Consider the following 16,089-nt stretch of genomic DNA (forward strand, 5'->3'; position numbering starts at 1 on the left):
GAGAGACGTCAAGGCAGTACCAAGCACCTGCCTGAGACGAAACGCGAAGACGCGCACCGGAGGTCACCGTGACAGACACCAACCCGACGTCGGGCTCGGCATCCAGCCCCAGCCTCGAGAACCTGCTGCACGAGACCCGGAGCTTCCCGCCCAGCGAGGAGTTCGCGGCTCAGGCGAACGCGAAGGCCGACCTCTACGAGAAGGCGTCGGCGGACCGCCTCGGGTTCTGGGCCGAGCAGGCCCGGGAGCTCGTGACCTGGAAGACGCCGTTCACCGAGACCCTCGACTGGAGCGGCGCCCCCGTCGCGCGCTGGTTCGCGGACGGCACGCTGAACGCCGCGTACAACGCGGTGGACCGGCACGTCGAGGCGGGCAACGGCGACCGCGTGGCCATCCACTTCGAGGGCGAGCCCGGCGACACCCGCACGGTCACGTACGCCGACCTCCAGCAGGAGGTGTCCCGCGCGGCGAACGCCCTCACCACGCTCGGCGTGCAGACCGGCGACCGCGTGGTCATCTACCTGCCGATGCTCGTCGAGTCCGTGGTGGCGATGCTGGCCTGCGCCCGCATCGGTGCCGCGCACTCCGTGGTGTTCGGTGGCTTCTCGGCGGACGCCCTCCGCAGCCGGATCGCCGACGCGGAGGCCACGCTCGTGATCACCGCCGACGGCGGTTTCCGCCGCGGCGCGCCGTCAGCCCTCAAGCCGGCCGTCGACGAGGCCCTCGCGCCCAAGGACGGCGCCGAGGCGACGACCGTCCAGAAGGTGCTCGTCGTCCAGCGCACCAAGCAGGACGTCGAGTGGGTAGAGGGCCGCGACGTGTGGTGGCACGAGGCCCTGGCAGCGGAGTCCGACCAGCACGAGCCCGTGGCCGTCGAGGCCGAGCACCCGCTCTTCATCCTGTACACGAGCGGTACGACCGGGAAGCCGAAGGGCATCCTGCACACCACCGGCGGCTATCTCACGCAGACCGCGTACACCCACAAGAACGTCTTCGACCTCAAGCCGGAGACCGACGTCTACTGGTGCACCGCCGACGTCGGCTGGGTCACCGGCCACTCCTATGTGGTCTACGGCCCGCTCGTGAACGGCGCGACCCAGGTCCTGTACGAGGGCACGCCCGACTCCCCGCACCGCGGCCGCTGGTGGGAGCTGATCGAGAAGTACAAGGTCTCGATCCTGTACACCGCGCCTACCGCGATCCGCACCTGCATGAAGTGGGGCGACGACATCCCCGGCGGGTTCGACCTCTCCTCCCTGCGCGTCCTCGGTTCGGTGGGCGAGCCCATCAACCCCGAGGCGTGGATGTGGTACCGCCGCGTCATCGGCGGCGACCGGACCCCGATCGTCGACACCTGGTGGCAGACCGAGACCGGCGCCATCATGATCAGCCCGCTCCCGGGCGTCACCGCGGCCAAGCCCGGCTCGGCCCAGGTGCCGCTGCCCGGCATCGTCGCGACGGTCGTCGACGACGAGGCGAAGCCCGTGCCCGACGGCGGCGGTGGCTATCTCGTGCTCTCCGAGCCGTGGCCGTCCATGCTCCGCGGCATCTGGGGCGACCTGGAGCGCTACAAGGAGACGTACTGGTCGCGGTTCGAGAACCTGTACTTCGCCGGCGACGGCGCCAAGAAGGACGACGACGGCGACATCTGGCTGCTGGGCCGCGTGGACGACGTCATGAACGTGTCCGGCCACCGCCTGTCCACCACGGAGATCGAGTCGGCGCTCGTGTCGAACCCGATAGTGGCGGAGGCGGCCGTCGTCGGCGCGAACGACGAGACGACCGGACAGGCCGTCGTCGCGTTCGTGATCCTGCGCGGTGAGCACGCGAACCGGGCGGCGACGCCGGAGGGTGCCGCCGAGGTACAGAAGGAGCTGCGCGACCACGTGGGCAAGGAGATCGGCCCCATCGCGAAGCCCAAGAAGATCCTCGTCGTGCAGGAACTGCCCAAGACCCGGTCCGGCAAGATCATGCGCCGTCTGCTGCGTGACGTCGCCGAGGACCGGGCGGTGGGCGACGCCACCACCCTCGCCGACTCCTCGGTGATGGACCTGATCACGGCGGGCCTGGCCGCGCCGTCTGCCGCTTCGGAGGACTGACTCCTTCCACTGGTCGAGCTTGTCGAGGCCGCGGTCTCGACAAGCTCGACCAACGGGAGAAGATGGGCGTATGCGTATCGCCGCCCCCATCGAGATCGGCCCGCTCGACGCCGACGCCCAGCAGGCCGTCCGAGACCTGGCGGCCGTCGCCGAGTCCCACGACGGCGTAGCGCCGCTCTCCGAGCAACCGCTGCTCAACCTGGGGACCGACGCGGAGTGGATCACGCACGTCGTGGCGCACACCACGTCGGGCAGCACCATCGGCTACGTCCAGGTCGACCGCTCGGGCGAGACCGCGAGCGCCGAGCTGGTGATCCATCCCGAGCACCGTCTCGGCGGGCGAGGTCGCATGCTCCTCAAGACCGCCGAACGTGACGCGACGCTCCCGTCCCGCTCGGGCGAGCCCGGCCAGCACGGCAAGCAGCTGCGGGTCTGGGCACACGGCGACCTGGAGGCGGCCCGCGGCTTCGCGCGGGCGACGGGCCTGCAGCCGGTGCGTAAGCTCCTCTTCCTCGCGAGGACCCTCGACCGGTCCACAGCGCCGGAGCCGCCCGCGGCGCCCGCCGGCTATCGCCTGCGCACGTTCCGCCCCGGGGTCGACGACGACGCCTGGCTCCGCGTCAACGCCCGCGCGTTCGCGACCCATCCGGAGCAGGGCCGGCTGACCCTCGACGACCTGCGCGCGCGCCAGGCCGAGGCGTGGTTCGACCCCGAGGGCTTCTTCCTTCTCGTGCCCGAGGGCACCGCCGACGCCGATCCGGTGGCGTTCCAGTGGACCAAGGTCGAGCCGGGTCGGCCGGACGGCGCCCGCGACGGCGAGATCTACGTCCTCGGTGTGGACCCGGACCATCAGGGAAAGGGTCTGGGCCGGCTGATGACGGATGTCGGGCTGGCGCACCTCGCACGGACCGGCGCGACGCGCGCCGTGCTGTACGTGGAGGGGGACAACGCGCCAGCTCTCGCGACGTACGAACGGTCCGGGTTCAGCCGGGCCGCCGTACACGTTCAATATGCCCGCCCGTGACGAACGCTCTGCGAGAGCGTCACCCACTGTGTACCGAACGGTGACACCATGAGCGACATGAAGGACAGTGCTGGGAACACCTCCGCCAGGACCAGGGACAAGAACGGCCGATTCATGAAGCAGAGCCCTCGTACGACAAGCGCCGAGAGCATGAACGGCGGGCCCGACGGACACCGGGACCGCCCTGGGAAGACCGCCGACAGGCTGGCGGCCGCCGAGGTGGCGGAGAAGACCAAGCAGGCCGCCGGGCCGTCGCCCACGCCGGTGCCGGCGCCGGTGCCTGCGCCGGAGGGCGCCTCTGCGGACGACATCATGGACCCGCACTCCCTGGACGCGAGCCTCGCCGCACACATCGCCGAGCACATCGCGGAGAGCCCGGAGGGGACCAGCCTGCTGGACCCGGTGCTCGGCGGGCCGCTGCCCGTCGACCGGTTCGCGGACCGCGAGCTGAGCTGGCTCGCCTTCAACCAGCGCGTGCTGGAGCTCGCGGAGGATCCCCGGATCCCACTGCTGGAGCGCGTCCGCTTCCTGGCGATCTTCGCGTCCAACCTGGACGAGTTCTTCATGGTGCGAGTGGCCGGCCTGAAGCGCCGCATCGCCACCGGCATCGCCGTCACGAGCGCTTCCGGGCTCGGCCCGCGCCAGGCGCTGTCGCGCATCTCGGACGAGGCGCACGCCCTCATGGAGCGACACGCGCGCGTGTTCGAGAACGAGGTGCAGCCCGCGCTGGCCGGCGAGGGCATCACGCTGGTGCACTGGGGCGAGCTCGACACCAAGGAGCAGGAGCGCCTGCACAAGTTCTTCCGCAAGCAGATCTTCCCGGTGCTGACCCCGCTCGCGGTCGACCCTGCCCACCCGTTCCCCTACATCTCCGGACTGAGCCTGAACCTCGCGGTGGTGGTCGCGAATCCGGCGACGGGCAAGGAGCACTTCGCGCGCGTCAAGGTACCGCCGCTGCTGCCCCGCTTCATCGCGGTGGACGCGTCGGGCAAACCGCGGCGCCCCGGCACCAAGAAGGCCGACCCGCAGCGCGGGCCGCTCTCGTTCGTGCCGCTGGAGGAGGTCATCGCCCAGCACCTCGACTACCTGTTCCCGGGTATGGAGGTGCGCGAGAACCACACCTTCCGCGTCACCCGCAACGAGGACGTGGACGTCGAAGAGGATGACGCCGAGAACCTGCTCCAGGCCATGGAGAAGGAGCTGCTCCGGCGCCGGTTCGGGCCGCCCGTACGCCTGGAGATCGCGAAGGACATCAGCCCGCGCATCCGCGACCTGATCGTCCGCGAGCTGGGGGTCAAGGACGAGGAGGTCTACGAGCTGCCCGCGCTGCTGGACCTGACGGGCCTCAACCTCATCGCCGACCTCGACCTGACGTCGCTGCACTACCCGCCGTTCGTGCCCTCCACGCACCGCCACCTCGCGGAGGTCGAGAGCTCCAAGCCGACCGACGTGTTCGCGGCGATCCGCCGTCGGGACATCCTGCTGCACCACCCGTACGACAGCTTCTCGACGAGCGTGCAGACGTTCCTCGAGCAGGCAGCCGCCGACCCGCACGTGCTGGCGATCAAGCAGACCCTGTACCGGACGTCGGGCGACTCGCCGATCGTCGACGCCCTGATCGACGCCGCCGAGGCCGGCAAGCAGGTCCTGGCCCTGGTCGAGATCAAGGCGCGGTTCGACGAGGAGGCCAACATCTCCTGGGCGCGCAAGCTCGAGGAGGCGGGCGTCCACGTCGTCTACGGCATCGTGGGCCTCAAGACGCACTGCAAGCTGTCGCTCGTCGTGCGCCAGGAGCCGGACGGCTCGCTGCTGCGCTACTGCCACGTCGGCACGGGCAACTACCACCCCAAGACGGCGCGCCTCTACACCGACCACGGCCTGCTGACCTGCAACTCGGACGTCGGCCAGGACCTGACCCGGCTCTTCAACCAGCTCTCCGGGTACGCACCGAAGTCGACGTTCCACCGCCTGCTCGTGGCGCCCCGCGCCGTCCGCTCGGGCCTGGTGGAGCGCATCGAGCGCGAGGCGACCGCGGCCCGGGCCGGCCACGAGGCCTGGGTCAAGATGAAGATCAACTCGGTGGTCGACGAGACCGTGATCGACGCCCTCTACCGCGCCTCGCAGGCGGGGGTACAGGTCGACCTCGTCGTGCGCGGCATCTGCGCCATCCGCGTGGGCGTGCCCGGGCTGAGCGAGAACATCCGGGTGCGCTCCATCCTGGGCCGCTTCCTCGAGCACTCTCGCCTCTTCGCGTTCGCCAACTCCGTTGGCCCCGCGCTCGCCGAAGGGCCGGAGTCCGGCCCCGAGGTGTTCATCGGCTCGGCCGACCTGATGCACCGCAACCTCGACCGCCGGGTCGAGACGCTCATCCGGATCTCCGACCCGAACCACGTGGGCGAGATCCTCGGCCTGCTGGACGAGTCCATGGCGGACACGACGGCGTCCTGGCACCTCCTGCCCGACGGCAGCTGGGAACGACCGAACGCGGGTGCGGAGAGCAACGGTCTCCGCGACCTGCAGGCGGTGCTGATCCAGCGGCAGCGCCGTCGGCTCGAGCCTGTCCGGTGACCGGACGGCGGTCCGTAGTGGGCACCGGTCCGACGACGGCGGCATCCCCCGCCGCGGGTCTGCACACCCCGGTCGTCATGACCGCCGGGGGGCTCGTCTGGCGCCGCCGCTCCGGCGCGCTCCAGGTGCAGCTGGTGCACCGCCCTCGGTACGACGACTGGTCGTGGCCCAAGGGCAAGCTCGAGGTCGGGGAGTCCTTCCAGGGTGCGGCGATCCGCGAGGTCGGCGAGGAGACGGGTAAGGAGATAGTGCTCGGCAGGCCCTTGCCGGGCCTGCAGTACCTGACCCCCGACGGCACCGTGAAGCGCGTGCATTACTGGGCTGCGCGCCGCGCGCGCAAGGGCCGCGACAGCGCGGCGCTCACGGCCCGCGCTCCCCTGGCGCCGGTCGACCGGGACGAGGTCGACCATGCCGAGTGGTTCGACGTCGACGAGGCCGAGCAGCGCCTCACCAGGACGTCGGACCGGGGCCCGCTGAACGCCCTGGTGGCCGCCGAGTCGGAGGGTGTGCTGCAGACCCGGACGCTCGTGATCGCGCGGCACGGCCGCGCCGTGCCGCGCACCGCCTGGCACGGCGCGGAGCGGGACCGCCCGCTCACCCCGCTCGGGCACGGCCAGGCGGCAGCACTGGTCCCGGTGCTGGCGGCCTACGGCGTCGAGCACGTGATCAGCTCCCGGTGGGAGCGGTGCGCCACCACCATCGACCCCTACGTCAGGGCCGCGAGCCTGCGGCCGAGCTACAGCGAGTACCTCACCGAGGCCCAGCACGAGCGGTCGCCGTCGCGCGTCGCAGCCACCGTGCGCGACCTCCTGGAGGAGACCACCGAGTCGTCGGTCATCTGCACCCACCGCCCGGTCCTCCCGACGGTGCTCGACGTGCTGGGCAGGCATGCGTCACGCGCGGTGGCGGACGGGCTGCCGTCGATCGACCCGTTCCTCGAGCCCGGAGAGCTGCTGGTGGCGCACGTCGCCGACACCACCTCTGGACCACTGGTGGTGGCCACCGAGAAGGTGAGTCCGCTGGTCTGGTGACCGCGGTGGTAGACACACGCGCTACTTCGGCGCACTATCGGTCACCATGAGCAGCGACCAACGACCGCCGAGACGGCCGGCCATGCTGGACCCCCGGGACGCCGACGCGCTTCCCGGGGAGGTGGACCCCGCGATGCGCGACGAGGTGGCACACGCGACCGCACGCGCGCTGGTGGACCGGGCACGCACCACCGAGGATCCGGCTGTGGTGGAACGGCTCATCCACCTGGTGGAGAACGAGGGCCTCGACACGGTGGCGGGCCTGTGGGCGGACGCCGCCGCCGTCTCGCTGCCCGGCGCGCTCTGGCGGCTGTACGTGCTGCGTGAGTGGGTGCGCCGCGACATGCCTACCGTCATGCTCAGGTATCGGCTCGGTGTGGAAGCCGCCCCGGTCCAGGAGGCCGTCGCGGGCGTCCCGAGCCCTCCGGAACCGGGCGACCTGCAGATCCTCGCCGACGCGGTGCTCTCCGGCGTCTTCACCGGCGACCTCGCCGTCGCCCTCGAACGGGCCGGCGCGTTCTGCCGCATCCTGTCGACCGGAGCCGCGTTCGACGCGGACTCCCGCGAGGTCGCCGACCCCACCGGCGCCACCCGGATGACCCGCAGCGCGAGCTCCCTGCTGCGCACCGCGGAGGAGCTGGAACGCGCCGGAGGCCTGTGGCGCACAGGCTCTCTCGAGTAGGCCGACAGCCTGTCAAGTGGCGTTCGCCCATAGCGCTGTGACGTCAGACCCCCTTGGCAGATCCCCGCACGCGATTAGGATGGTGCAAGCGACGCCGGGCTGCGGATGCCCCGGGCTCCACCTCAAGCCGCTACGAGCGGCCCCGCGCCGAGAGGCGCTCCCGGTTCGGCGTCGCTCCAACTTCCTTGCACGGCAGATAATGCTGTCGACGGAACCTAGCCCCGCGCACTCGTGCCTTTTGTCACGGGCTACCAAAGCGCAACCTTGCAAATTGGCGATAGTCGGCAACCGCTCTACGCTGAACCTGTTCCAGAGCCCTTAGAACGGGAGCCCTCGTGCGCCTTACTCCGCGCGACACCAAGTACTTCGATCTTCTTGCCGACCTGGCCCAGCATCTGGTCCGGGGCTCGTCCCTCTTGGCGGAGCTGCTCGGTGCGGACCGGGCCGGACGAGAGAAGCTCGCCGACGAGATGCACGAGGTCGAGCATCTCGCCGACGACGCCACGCACTCGATCATGCGCCGCCTCAACCAGACCTTCGTCACGCCGTTCGACCGCGAGGACATCTCCGGCCTCGCCTCGGCGCTGGACGACTGCATGGACGAGATGGACGAGGCCGCGGAGCTCATCGTCCTGTACAAGGTCGAGGGCCTGCCCGACCGCGTGTCCGAGCAGGTCCAGGTGCTCCAGCGATGCGCGGAGCTCACGGCGGAGGCCATGCCGCGCCTCCGCTCGATGGACAAGCTCGCCGACTACTGGGTAGAGGTGAACCGCCTCGAGAACCAGGCGGACAAGCTGCACCGCAAGCTGCTCGCCCAGCTCTTCGACGACTTCGCCGGCGACCCGGTCCTGCTGATGAAGCTGAAGGAGATCGTGGAGGTCCTCGAGAACGCCGCGGACAGCTTCGAGAAGGTCGCGAACATGGTCGAGACCATCGCCCTCAAGGAGTCCTGAGTTGGAGGTCGCTCTCGTCGTCCTCGTGGTGGCGCTCGCCCTGAGCTTCGACTTCACCAACGGCTTCCACGACGCCGCCAACGCCATCGCGACATCGGTGTCGACGCGGGCGCTGACCCCGCGGGTCGCGCTCGTCATGGCGGCCGCCATGAACTTCGCCGGAGCGCTGCTGGGCACCGAGGTCGCGGAGACGATCGCGACGTCGATCGTCAACCTCGAGGGCGCCGGCACGCACGCCGAGCTCGCCGTCGTGCTGTGCGCGCTGCTCGGGGCGATCGTGTGGAACCTGATCACCTGGTGGTTCGGCCTGCCGTCGTCGTCCACGCACGCCCTGATCGGCGGGCTGGTGGGCGCCGGCATCGCGGGCGGCATGAGCGTCTACTGGTCCGCGATCGTGGACAAGGTCGTCCTGCCGATGATCATCTCGCCGCTGGTGGGCTTCGGCCTCGCCTTCGCGGTGATGGTCGCGGTCATGTGGATCTTCCGCTACGCGGCACCGGCCAGGACGAACCGCCGCTTCCGGATCGCGCAGACGGCGTCGGCCGCCGCCATGGCGCTGGGCCACGGCCTGCAGGACGCACAGAAGACGATGGGCGTCATCTACCTGGCACTGCTGACCGTGGGCTGGGCCAACGTGGACCAGGGCATCCCCCTGTGGGTCAAGCTCTCCGCCGCGGCCGCCATCTCCGCGGGCACCTACTCGGGGGGCTGGCGGATCATGCGCACGCTCGGCCGCAGGATCATCGAGCTCGACCCGGCCCGCGGCTTCGTCGCCGAGTCGGTCTCGGCGCTCGTCCTCTACGTCAACGCGTTCGCGCTGCACGCCCCCGTCTCCACCACGCACACGATCACCTCGGCGATCATGGGCGTCGGCGCCACCCGCAGGCTCTCCGCCGTGCGCTGGGGCGTCGCCAAGAACATCGCCGTCGCGTGGGTCCTCACCATCCCGGCCGCAGCCCTCGTGGCAGCGCTCGCGACGTGGGCGCTCTTCCCGTTCCTGACCTGACCTGGCGGGACGGGACCGGACCGGACCAGGGACGCTCCCCGCGCGACTTGCACCGGGTGAGATTTAGCATCGATCGTATGAGCACCGCCTCCACGGCCCCGACTGCCGGCGCCAGATCAGCCCATCGCAAAGCAACGGCCCTCGCCTTCGCCGCAGCGGTGGGCGGCTTCTTGTTCGGGTTCGACAGCTCCGTGATCAACGGAGCGGTGAACGCCATCGAGGGCCAGTTCGCCCTGGACCCGTCTGTGACCGGGATCGTGGTCGCCGTCGCCCTGCTCGGCTGCGCGCTCGGCGCGTGGGCCGGCGGCCGCCTGGCCGACCGCTGGGGCCGCACCAACGTCATGGTGATCGGCGCGATCCTGTTCTTCGTGTCGTCGATCCTGTCGGCCATCGCGTTCTCCGCGTGGGACCTGGCCGTCTGGCGCTTCATGGCCGGCGTGGGCATCGGCATCGCGTCCGTCATCGCGCCCGCGTACATCGCGGAGATCGCGCCCGCAGCCATGCGCGGCCGGCTGGGCTCGCTGCAGCAGCTCGCTATCACCGTCGGCATCTTCGCCGCGCTGCTCTCGGACCAGATCCTGGCCGAGTCGGCCGGCGGCGCCGCCAACGTGCTGTGGCTCGGCTGGGAGGCCTGGCGCTGGATGTTCCTGGTGGCCGTGGTCCCCGCCGCCGTCTACGGCATCCTCGCGCTGCGCATCCCCGAGTCGCCGCGCTACCTCGCCGCCAAGGGGCGCGACGACGACGCGCGGGCCGTCCTGGCCAGCGTGCTCGGCCCCGACGAGGACGTCGACGACCGACTCGCCCAGATCCACCACAGCATCGCGATCGACGAGGCCAACACCAACCAGGCGTCGCTCCGCGGCAGCGCCCTGGGCCTCAAGCCGATCGTCTGGGTGGGCATCCTGCTGTCGGTCTTCCAGCAGTTCGTCGGCATCAACGTGATCTTCTACTACTCGAGCACGCTGTGGCAGGCCGTCGGGTTCGACGAGAGCCAGGCCTTCCTGGTCTCCACCATCACGTCGATCACCAACGTCGCGGTCACGTTCATCGCCATCGCCCTCATCGACAAGGTGGGCCGCCGCCCGCTGCTGCTCATCGGGTCGGCCGGCATGGCGGTGTCGCTGGGCCTCATGGCCGTCGCGTTCACCCAGGCGACCGGCTCGGGCGACGACATCTCACTCAGCGGCCCGTGGGGCGTCATCGCCCTGATCTGCGCCAACGCGTTCGTCGTCTTCTTCGGCGCCTCGTGGGGCCCCCTCGTGTGGGTGCTGCTCGGCGAGATGTTCCCCAACCGCATCCGGGCCGCCGCCCTCGGCGTCGCGGCGGCCATGCAGTGGATCGCCAACTTCGCCATCACCCTGACGTTCCCGCCGATGCTCGCCGCCTTCGGCGCCAGCGTGCCGTACCTCATGTACGCGGCCTTCGCGGCGCTGAGCTTCTTCTTCGTGCTCACCAAGGTGCCCGAGACCAAGGGCATGGAGCTCGAGGACATGGTCGAGCAGAGCCGCACCAAGGCCTGACCCGGGCGCACCGCCCGGCCGGCCGAGAACGGCGCCGTCCCCACCACGGTGGGGGCGGCGCCGTTCTCGTGTCCCGGGGCCCCTTCCGACGACGTGTTGCGCAGGTCACACGCCGACCGGCCGGACGGAGCCCGCAGAACGCTTGCGTTGGGCAACCATTCTCCATATGGTTGCTCTAAGCAATCAATTGTGAGGCACCGATGACTTCCCCACCCGGCCGGACGCCGTCCGGCACCGAAGTTCCGGCCGTCACCCTGATCTCCGCGCTCCAGAGCCTTTCGCGCGCCCAGCGGGAAGCGGCGGCACGGATCGCTCACGACCTCGACTGGCCCCGGTCCGGCGTCGCCGTGCTGCACCTGCTCGCCAAGTGCGGCCCGACCTCCCTGACCGATCTCGCGGCGCACCTGCGCGTCGACCTCTCGGTCGCGAGCCGCCAGGTCAGCACGCTGGCCGACGCCGGATACGTCGTCCGCACCGTCGACGCCGAGGACCGCCGGGTCCGCACGGTGGAGCTGACCGACGCCGGACGAGCCCTGGCGGCCGAGGCCGCCGAGCAGTACACGAACCTGATCGACCGGGCGTTCGCCACCTGGTCGCCCGAAGACCTCGCCGAGGCGACCCGCACGCTGCACCGCCTCGTCGACACCATCAGTGCGGACACGGCGCACCGGAGATCACCCCAGAACCAGCAGGAGTCTGCATGACCAGCCCCACCACCCAGTCCACCGTGGCCGAGCCCGACCACCTCCAGGGCGAGCCGCCCGCCATGACGCACAGCGAGGTCCTCCGGGCGCTGTCCGGGATCCTGCTGGGCATGTTCGTCTCGGTCCTGGCGATGTCGGTCGTCTCGTCGTCGCTGCCGAAGATCATCACCGACCTCGAGGGCAACCAGTCGGCCTTCACCTGGGTGGTCACCGCCACCCTGCTGACCTCGACGATCTCCACCCCGATCTGGGGCAAGCTCGCCGACCTCACGAACCGCAAGACGCTGATCCAGATAGCGCTGATCATCTCCGTGCTGTCCGCGGCCGCCGCCGGGTTCGCTCAGGACACCGGCCAGCTCATCACCTTCCGCGCCTTCCAGGGCATCGGCGCCGGCGGCCTGCAGTCCCTGTCCGCCGTGCTCATCGCCGACATCATCAGCCCGCGCCAGCGCGGCCGGTACATGGGCCTCATGGGCTCGATCATGGGTATCGGCATGGTCGGCGGCCCGATCCTCGGCGGCTTCCTCACCGACGCCATCAGCTGGCGCTGGAACTTCTTCGTGGGCCTGCCGTTCGCGGTGGCCTCGATCATCGTGCTCCAGATGACGCTCAAGCTCCCGAAGCGACCGCGTGGCTCCGCGCGGATCGACATCATCGGCGCCACGCTGATCTCGATCGGCATCGCCACGCTGCTCCTGTGGATCACCTTCGCGGGCACCGAGTTCGACTGGATGTCCTGGCAGACGGCGGCCATGGTCGGCGGTTCCCTGCTGATCCTGGCGATCGCCGTGCTCGTGGAGCTGCGGGTCAAGAACCCGCTCATCCCGATGTACCTGTTCAAGAACCGCACGCTGGTCCTCGCCGTCATCGGCTCGGTCGCGGTGGGTGTCGCGATGTTCGGCTCGTCGGTGTTCCTCAGCCAGTACATGCAGCTCTCGCGCGGCATGACGCCGACCGAGTCGGGCCTGTACACGATCCCGATGGTCGTCGGCCTGTTCCTGTCGTCGGCGGTCGGCGGGCAGCTGATCTCCAAGACGGGCCGGTACAAGCCGTACATGGTGACCGGCGGCGTGCTCCTGACGGCCGGCCTGCTGCTCCTGTCGACGCTCGACTACCACACGTCGTTCGTGCTGGTCTCGATCTACCTGTTCGTCCTCGGCTCGGGTGTCGGCCTGCTCATGCAGAACATGGTGCTGGCGACGCAGAACACGCTGCACATCAAGGACTCGGGCTCGGGTACGTCCACCGTGACGTTCTTCCGGTCGCTCGGCGGCGCCATCGGCGTCTCGGCGCTCGGCGCGATCCTGGGGCACAGCGTGAAGACCAGCCTGCAGGACGGCATCACCGAGATCGCCCCGGAGCTGGCGAAGCAGGGCATCGACCCGTCAGCGCTCGCCTCGGGTGGCGGCACCCTGCCCGACCTGGCAACGCTGCCGCACATCCTGGTGGAGGTCGTCGAGAAGGCCTACGCGAACGGCATCGCGGACATCTTCCTCGCCGCCGTGCCGCTGGCCCTGATCGCGCTGCTCTGCGTCTCCCTCATCAAGGAGGTCCCGCTGGGTCACCGCTCGGGCATCGACCAGCTCAAGGACCTGGAACCGGCCGCAACCTAGGCGCCTAGCCCCTGGTGATGCCGAAGTAGAGCGCCTGTCCGAGCGTCCCCGCTGATAGAGGGAAGACTCGGACAGGCGCTCTACTTCGGCATCACCAGGGGGAACCGGGGTGGGTCAAGGGATCGTGACTACCACCTTGTCGGCTGCGCCCGGGGTCGCCGCCGTCTCCAGGGCCCGCTCCGCGTCCTCGAACGCGAAGCGGTCGCTGATGATCACCGCGAACTTCTCCCAGTGGTCGGCGATCTCCTTGGTCACCTCGAAGATCTCCGTCGGGTATCCCATGGACGTCACGATGTTGACCTCCGCGTCGAGAATCGCGCCGAAGTCGACCTCGACGGGCTTCTTGTGGACGGCGACGACGCAGATCGTGGCGTGTTGCTTCGCGTTCGCCAGCGCCGTCTGGAGCACGATCGGGGCGCCCGCCGCGTCGAGGTAGACGTCGGTGCCCGCGCGCGGCTTGCCAAACGCCGTGACGCCTGCCCCGTGCAGCTCGGTGAGCCGGGTGGCCACGTCCTCCTCCGCGGAGTTGATGACGGCGTCCGCGCCGACCGCGAGAGCCTTCTCCAGGCGCGAGGGAAGCAGGTCGACCACGACGACGCTCGCGGCGCCGCTGAGCTTGAACCCGATGGTCGCGCCGAGCCCGATCGGGCCCGCGCCGAACACCACCACCTTGTCACCCGGCCGCACGCCGGTGCGGTTGACGGCGTGCCGGGCCACCGCCATCGGCTCGTTGAGGGCTGCGACGTCGAACGGCACCTCGTCCGGGATGATCGCGAGGCTCGTACCGAGCACGGCGTTCTCGACCAGGAGGTACTCCGACAGCGTGCCCTGCGGGCCACCGCTGCCGATCATGCCGCTGTCCGGCGCGATCGGGTTGATCACCACGTGATCGCCGACGGCGATGCCTGCCACCTCGGACCCGACCTCGACCACCTCGCCGGCGCCCTCGTGGCCGAGAGGCGTCTCGCCCTGCCGCGGCGGGATGCCGCCGATCGACACGTAGTAGCCGTCAGAGCCGCAGATGCCGCTCGCCCGCATCCGTACGAGCACGTCCCGCGGGCCGGCCGACGGCGTCGGCACTTCCTTGATCCCGGTGGTCCCGGGGCCGGTGACGATAACCGTCTTCATGGCGACGGCCTCCCTCCGTGTTGTCGTGCGCTCCCGATCCACTATGATCACTAAATCGAATTAGTGCAACGCGCGGGCCGACGCATCAGGTCAGGCCGACGCATCAGGTCAGAAGGAGAGCTCCGGATGGGCACACGCCGGGTAACCATGCGGGACGTGGCCGAGGCCAGCGGGGTCTCGCCCGCCACCGTCAGCTTCGTGCTCAACGACGTCACCGAGCAGCACATCCTGCCGGCGACCCAGGAGCGCGTGCGGGCGGCGGCGCGGGAGCTCGGCTACGTGCCCCACGCCATCGCCAAGGCGCTGCGCGAGGGCAGCTCGCGCATAGTGCTACTCGCCCTGCCACAGGGCATCAGGGGCCCCGGGCTGGACGCCTACACCCGCGGTCTCGACGACGAGCTGGCCCGGCACGGCCACGTGCTCCTGGTGCGGCACGGGTCCCCGCTGCACGGTGGGCTCGAGTCCGTGGTCGCGTCGGTCGCGCCCCGCGCCGTCATCGACCTCTCGGGCCTCTACCAGGACGAGGCTGCAGTCGCCGCCGACGGCCCGGTCACCACCAACGACGGCGGCTGGGTCGACGGCCTCGCCGCGCACACCCTCGTCCAGCTACGCCATCTGGTCGACGCCGGGCACACCTCCGTCGCGGTCGCCCTGCCCGAGGATCCCGGCTGGGCCCGCCTGGCCGCGGTACGGCTCGGCTTCGCCAGGCAGGCGGCCGTCCGGCTCGGCCTCGCCGAGCCGGTGGTCCTGACGGTGCCGCGGGACAGGGCGGCGGCGATCCAGGCGGTACGCGACCTCCGCCGCGACCATCCGGGTGTGACCGCGGTGGCCTCGTTCGACGACGCGGTGGCGATGCAGCTCCTGGCCGCCCTGCACGGGCTCGGCGTCACGGTGCCGGACGAGCTCGCCGTGATCGGCTTCGACGCCGTCGAGTACGGCTCGTTCGCCACGCCGGCGCTCACCAGCGTGCACATCGACGCCGGGGCGTACGGTCAGCGCGCGGCGCGCACCGTGCTCGGTCTCGAGCCGCCGGCCGATCCTCCGGCGGGGGCGACCGTCGTCGTACGGGAGTCGGTCTGACGCGCCGTTGGTCGACCTTGTCGAGACCCAGGTCTCGGCAAGCTCGACGAACAGTGGGCCGCACCGGGGGATTTCGTGCCCGTGGACTGTGCTCTGACGGCCTGACGCGTCATCATTGGCGGATGTTCCCCAGTACAGACAGGTCCAGCGCGGACGCTCCCGACGACCAGGTCGCCGCCGGCAACGGTGCCGACGACGCGGTCGCCGACGGTGCGGTCGCTGACGACGGGACCGACCTGGGACCGTTCGAGGGCCTGGAGCGGGAGATCCGGCTGCTGATCCGCCGTGCCCAGTCCTCCGGGACGACGATCGCGCGACGGGTCCATCCCGAGCTGGACGCCAGCGCGTACCCGCTCCTGGCACACGTCGCCGAGCGGCCGGGCGCCCGGGGTTCTGACCTCGCCACCTTCTTCGGTGTCGGCCGTGCCACCGTGTCGCGGCAGCTCAGCCGCCTGGCCGAGCTCGGCCTCGTCGAACGCACCGTCGACCCGGAGGACAGCCGCGGGCAGCGCATCACCCTCACGCCCGACGGCGCCGCCCGGCTGGACCGGGCGCGCTCCAGCCGGGTGGCGATGCTGGAGGGGGCGCTGGCCACCTGGGAGACCGAAGAGGTCAGCCAGCTGGCCAGGCTCCTCAACCGTTACTCGGCGGACATCGTCGCGTGGAAGCAGAGCCACTGAC

The 16,089-nt window shown here is 70.5% G+C and carries 13 protein-coding genes; 12 read left to right on the forward strand and 1 reads right to left on the reverse strand.

The window, feature by feature from the left end:
* The first annotated feature begins 68 nt into the window (after positions 1–68).
* The 10 genes from acs to ACFO6V_RS13600 all read left to right on the forward strand — a co-directional run bounded on the left by acs (position 69) and on the right by ACFO6V_RS13600 (position 13,200).
* Complete coding sequence (gene acs / locus ACFO6V_RS13555) at positions 69–2,099, forward strand: acetate--CoA ligase (RefSeq protein WP_377136186.1); 2,031 nt, start codon at positions 69–71, stop codon at positions 2,097–2,099.
* 70 nt (positions 2,100–2,169) lie between these two features.
* On the forward strand, positions 2,170–3,123 hold the full coding sequence (mshD, locus tag ACFO6V_RS13560) for a mycothiol synthase (protein WP_377136188.1): 954 nt from the start codon (positions 2,170–2,172) through the stop codon (positions 3,121–3,123).
* Between the two features lie 312 nt (positions 3,124–3,435).
* On the forward strand, positions 3,436–5,691 hold the full coding sequence (locus tag ACFO6V_RS13565) for an RNA degradosome polyphosphate kinase (protein WP_377136612.1): 2,256 nt from the start codon (positions 3,436–3,438) through the stop codon (positions 5,689–5,691).
* A 17-nt stretch (positions 5,692–5,708) separates the two neighbouring features.
* Complete coding sequence (locus ACFO6V_RS13570) at positions 5,709–6,722, forward strand: NUDIX hydrolase (RefSeq protein ID WP_377136190.1); 1,014 nt, start codon at positions 5,709–5,711, stop codon at positions 6,720–6,722.
* A gap of 82 nt (positions 6,723–6,804) precedes the next feature.
* Positions 6,805–7,404 (forward strand): hypothetical protein, encoded by a 600-nt coding sequence (locus tag ACFO6V_RS13575; protein WP_377136613.1) that lies wholly within the window; start codon positions 6,805–6,807, stop codon positions 7,402–7,404.
* 335 nt (positions 7,405–7,739) lie between these two features.
* A complete protein-coding gene (locus ACFO6V_RS13580) occupies positions 7,740–8,357 on the forward strand; it encodes a DUF47 domain-containing protein (RefSeq protein ID WP_116673298.1) in 618 nt (205 codons plus the stop codon).
* A gap of 1 nt (position 8,358) precedes the next feature.
* Complete coding sequence (locus ACFO6V_RS13585) at positions 8,359–9,363, forward strand: inorganic phosphate transporter (RefSeq protein ID WP_357503904.1); 1,005 nt, start codon at positions 8,359–8,361, stop codon at positions 9,361–9,363.
* Positions 9,364–9,440: 77 nt separating this feature from the next.
* Positions 9,441–10,883 (forward strand): sugar porter family MFS transporter, encoded by a 1,443-nt coding sequence (locus ACFO6V_RS13590; protein ID WP_377136193.1) that lies wholly within the window; start codon positions 9,441–9,443, stop codon positions 10,881–10,883.
* Between the two features lie 200 nt (positions 10,884–11,083).
* On the forward strand, positions 11,084–11,587 hold the full coding sequence (locus ACFO6V_RS13595) for a MarR family winged helix-turn-helix transcriptional regulator (protein WP_377136195.1): 504 nt from the start codon (positions 11,084–11,086) through the stop codon (positions 11,585–11,587).
* Positions 11,584–13,200 (forward strand): MDR family MFS transporter, encoded by a 1,617-nt coding sequence (locus tag ACFO6V_RS13600; RefSeq protein ID WP_377136197.1) that lies wholly within the window; start codon positions 11,584–11,586, stop codon positions 13,198–13,200. Before ACFO6V_RS13595 ends, ACFO6V_RS13600 begins: the two co-directional genes overlap by 4 nt.
* 114 nt (positions 13,201–13,314) lie before the next feature.
* On the opposite strand, the gene ACFO6V_RS13605 is transcribed toward ACFO6V_RS13600, so the two are convergent.
* Positions 13,315–14,328, reverse strand: a complete 1,014-nt coding sequence (locus tag ACFO6V_RS13605) for a zinc-dependent alcohol dehydrogenase (RefSeq protein WP_377136199.1) — start codon at positions 14,326–14,328, stop codon at positions 13,315–13,317.
* Positions 14,329–14,454: 126 nt separating this feature from the next.
* Here ACFO6V_RS13605 and ACFO6V_RS13610 point away from each other — a divergent pair, with 126 nt between their 5' ends.
* Together ACFO6V_RS13610 and ACFO6V_RS13615 are read left to right on the forward strand one after the other, a co-directional pair.
* Positions 14,455–15,408: a LacI family DNA-binding transcriptional regulator gene (locus tag ACFO6V_RS13610; RefSeq protein WP_377136201.1), complete on the forward strand. Its 954-nt coding sequence runs from the start codon at positions 14,455–14,457 to the stop codon at positions 15,406–15,408.
* Between the two features lie 122 nt (positions 15,409–15,530).
* Entirely contained in the window at positions 15,531–16,088 is a 558-nt protein-coding gene (locus ACFO6V_RS13615) for a MarR family winged helix-turn-helix transcriptional regulator (protein ID WP_377136203.1), read from the forward strand.
* Position 16,089 lies beyond the last annotated feature (1 nt).

It is taken from the genome of Promicromonospora alba, assembly GCF_042654905.1.
In the GTDB taxonomy this organism is placed as follows: domain Bacteria; phylum Actinomycetota; class Actinomycetes; order Actinomycetales; family Cellulomonadaceae; genus Promicromonospora; species Promicromonospora alba.

What these genes read in the sequence shown, in the direction of transcription:
- mshD (WP_377136188.1), top strand. Translation starts at nt 2,170, where the DNA reads ATGCGTATCGCCGCCCCCATCGAGATCGGCCCGCTCGACGCCGACGCC.
- ACFO6V_RS13565 (WP_377136612.1), top strand. Translation starts at nt 3,436, where the DNA reads ATGGACCCGCACTCCCTGGACGCGAGCCTCGCCGCACACATCGCCGAG.
- ACFO6V_RS13610 (WP_377136201.1), top strand. Translation starts at nt 14,455, where the DNA reads ATGGGCACACGCCGGGTAACCATGCGGGACGTGGCCGAGGCCAGCGGG.
- ACFO6V_RS13600 (WP_377136197.1), top strand. Translation starts at nt 11,584, where the DNA reads ATGACCAGCCCCACCACCCAGTCCACCGTGGCCGAGCCCGACCACCTC.
- ACFO6V_RS13595 (WP_377136195.1), top strand. Translation starts at nt 11,084, where the DNA reads ATGACTTCCCCACCCGGCCGGACGCCGTCCGGCACCGAAGTTCCGGCC.
- ACFO6V_RS13605 (WP_377136199.1), bottom strand. Translation starts at nt 14,328, where the DNA reads ATGAAGACGGTTATCGTCACCGGCCCCGGGACCACCGGGATCAAGGAA.
- ACFO6V_RS13575 (WP_377136613.1), top strand. Translation starts at nt 6,805, where the DNA reads ATGCTGGACCCCCGGGACGCCGACGCGCTTCCCGGGGAGGTGGACCCC.
- ACFO6V_RS13590 (WP_377136193.1), top strand. Translation starts at nt 9,441, where the DNA reads ATGAGCACCGCCTCCACGGCCCCGACTGCCGGCGCCAGATCAGCCCAT.
- ACFO6V_RS13615 (WP_377136203.1), top strand. Translation starts at nt 15,531, where the DNA reads ATGTTCCCCAGTACAGACAGGTCCAGCGCGGACGCTCCCGACGACCAG.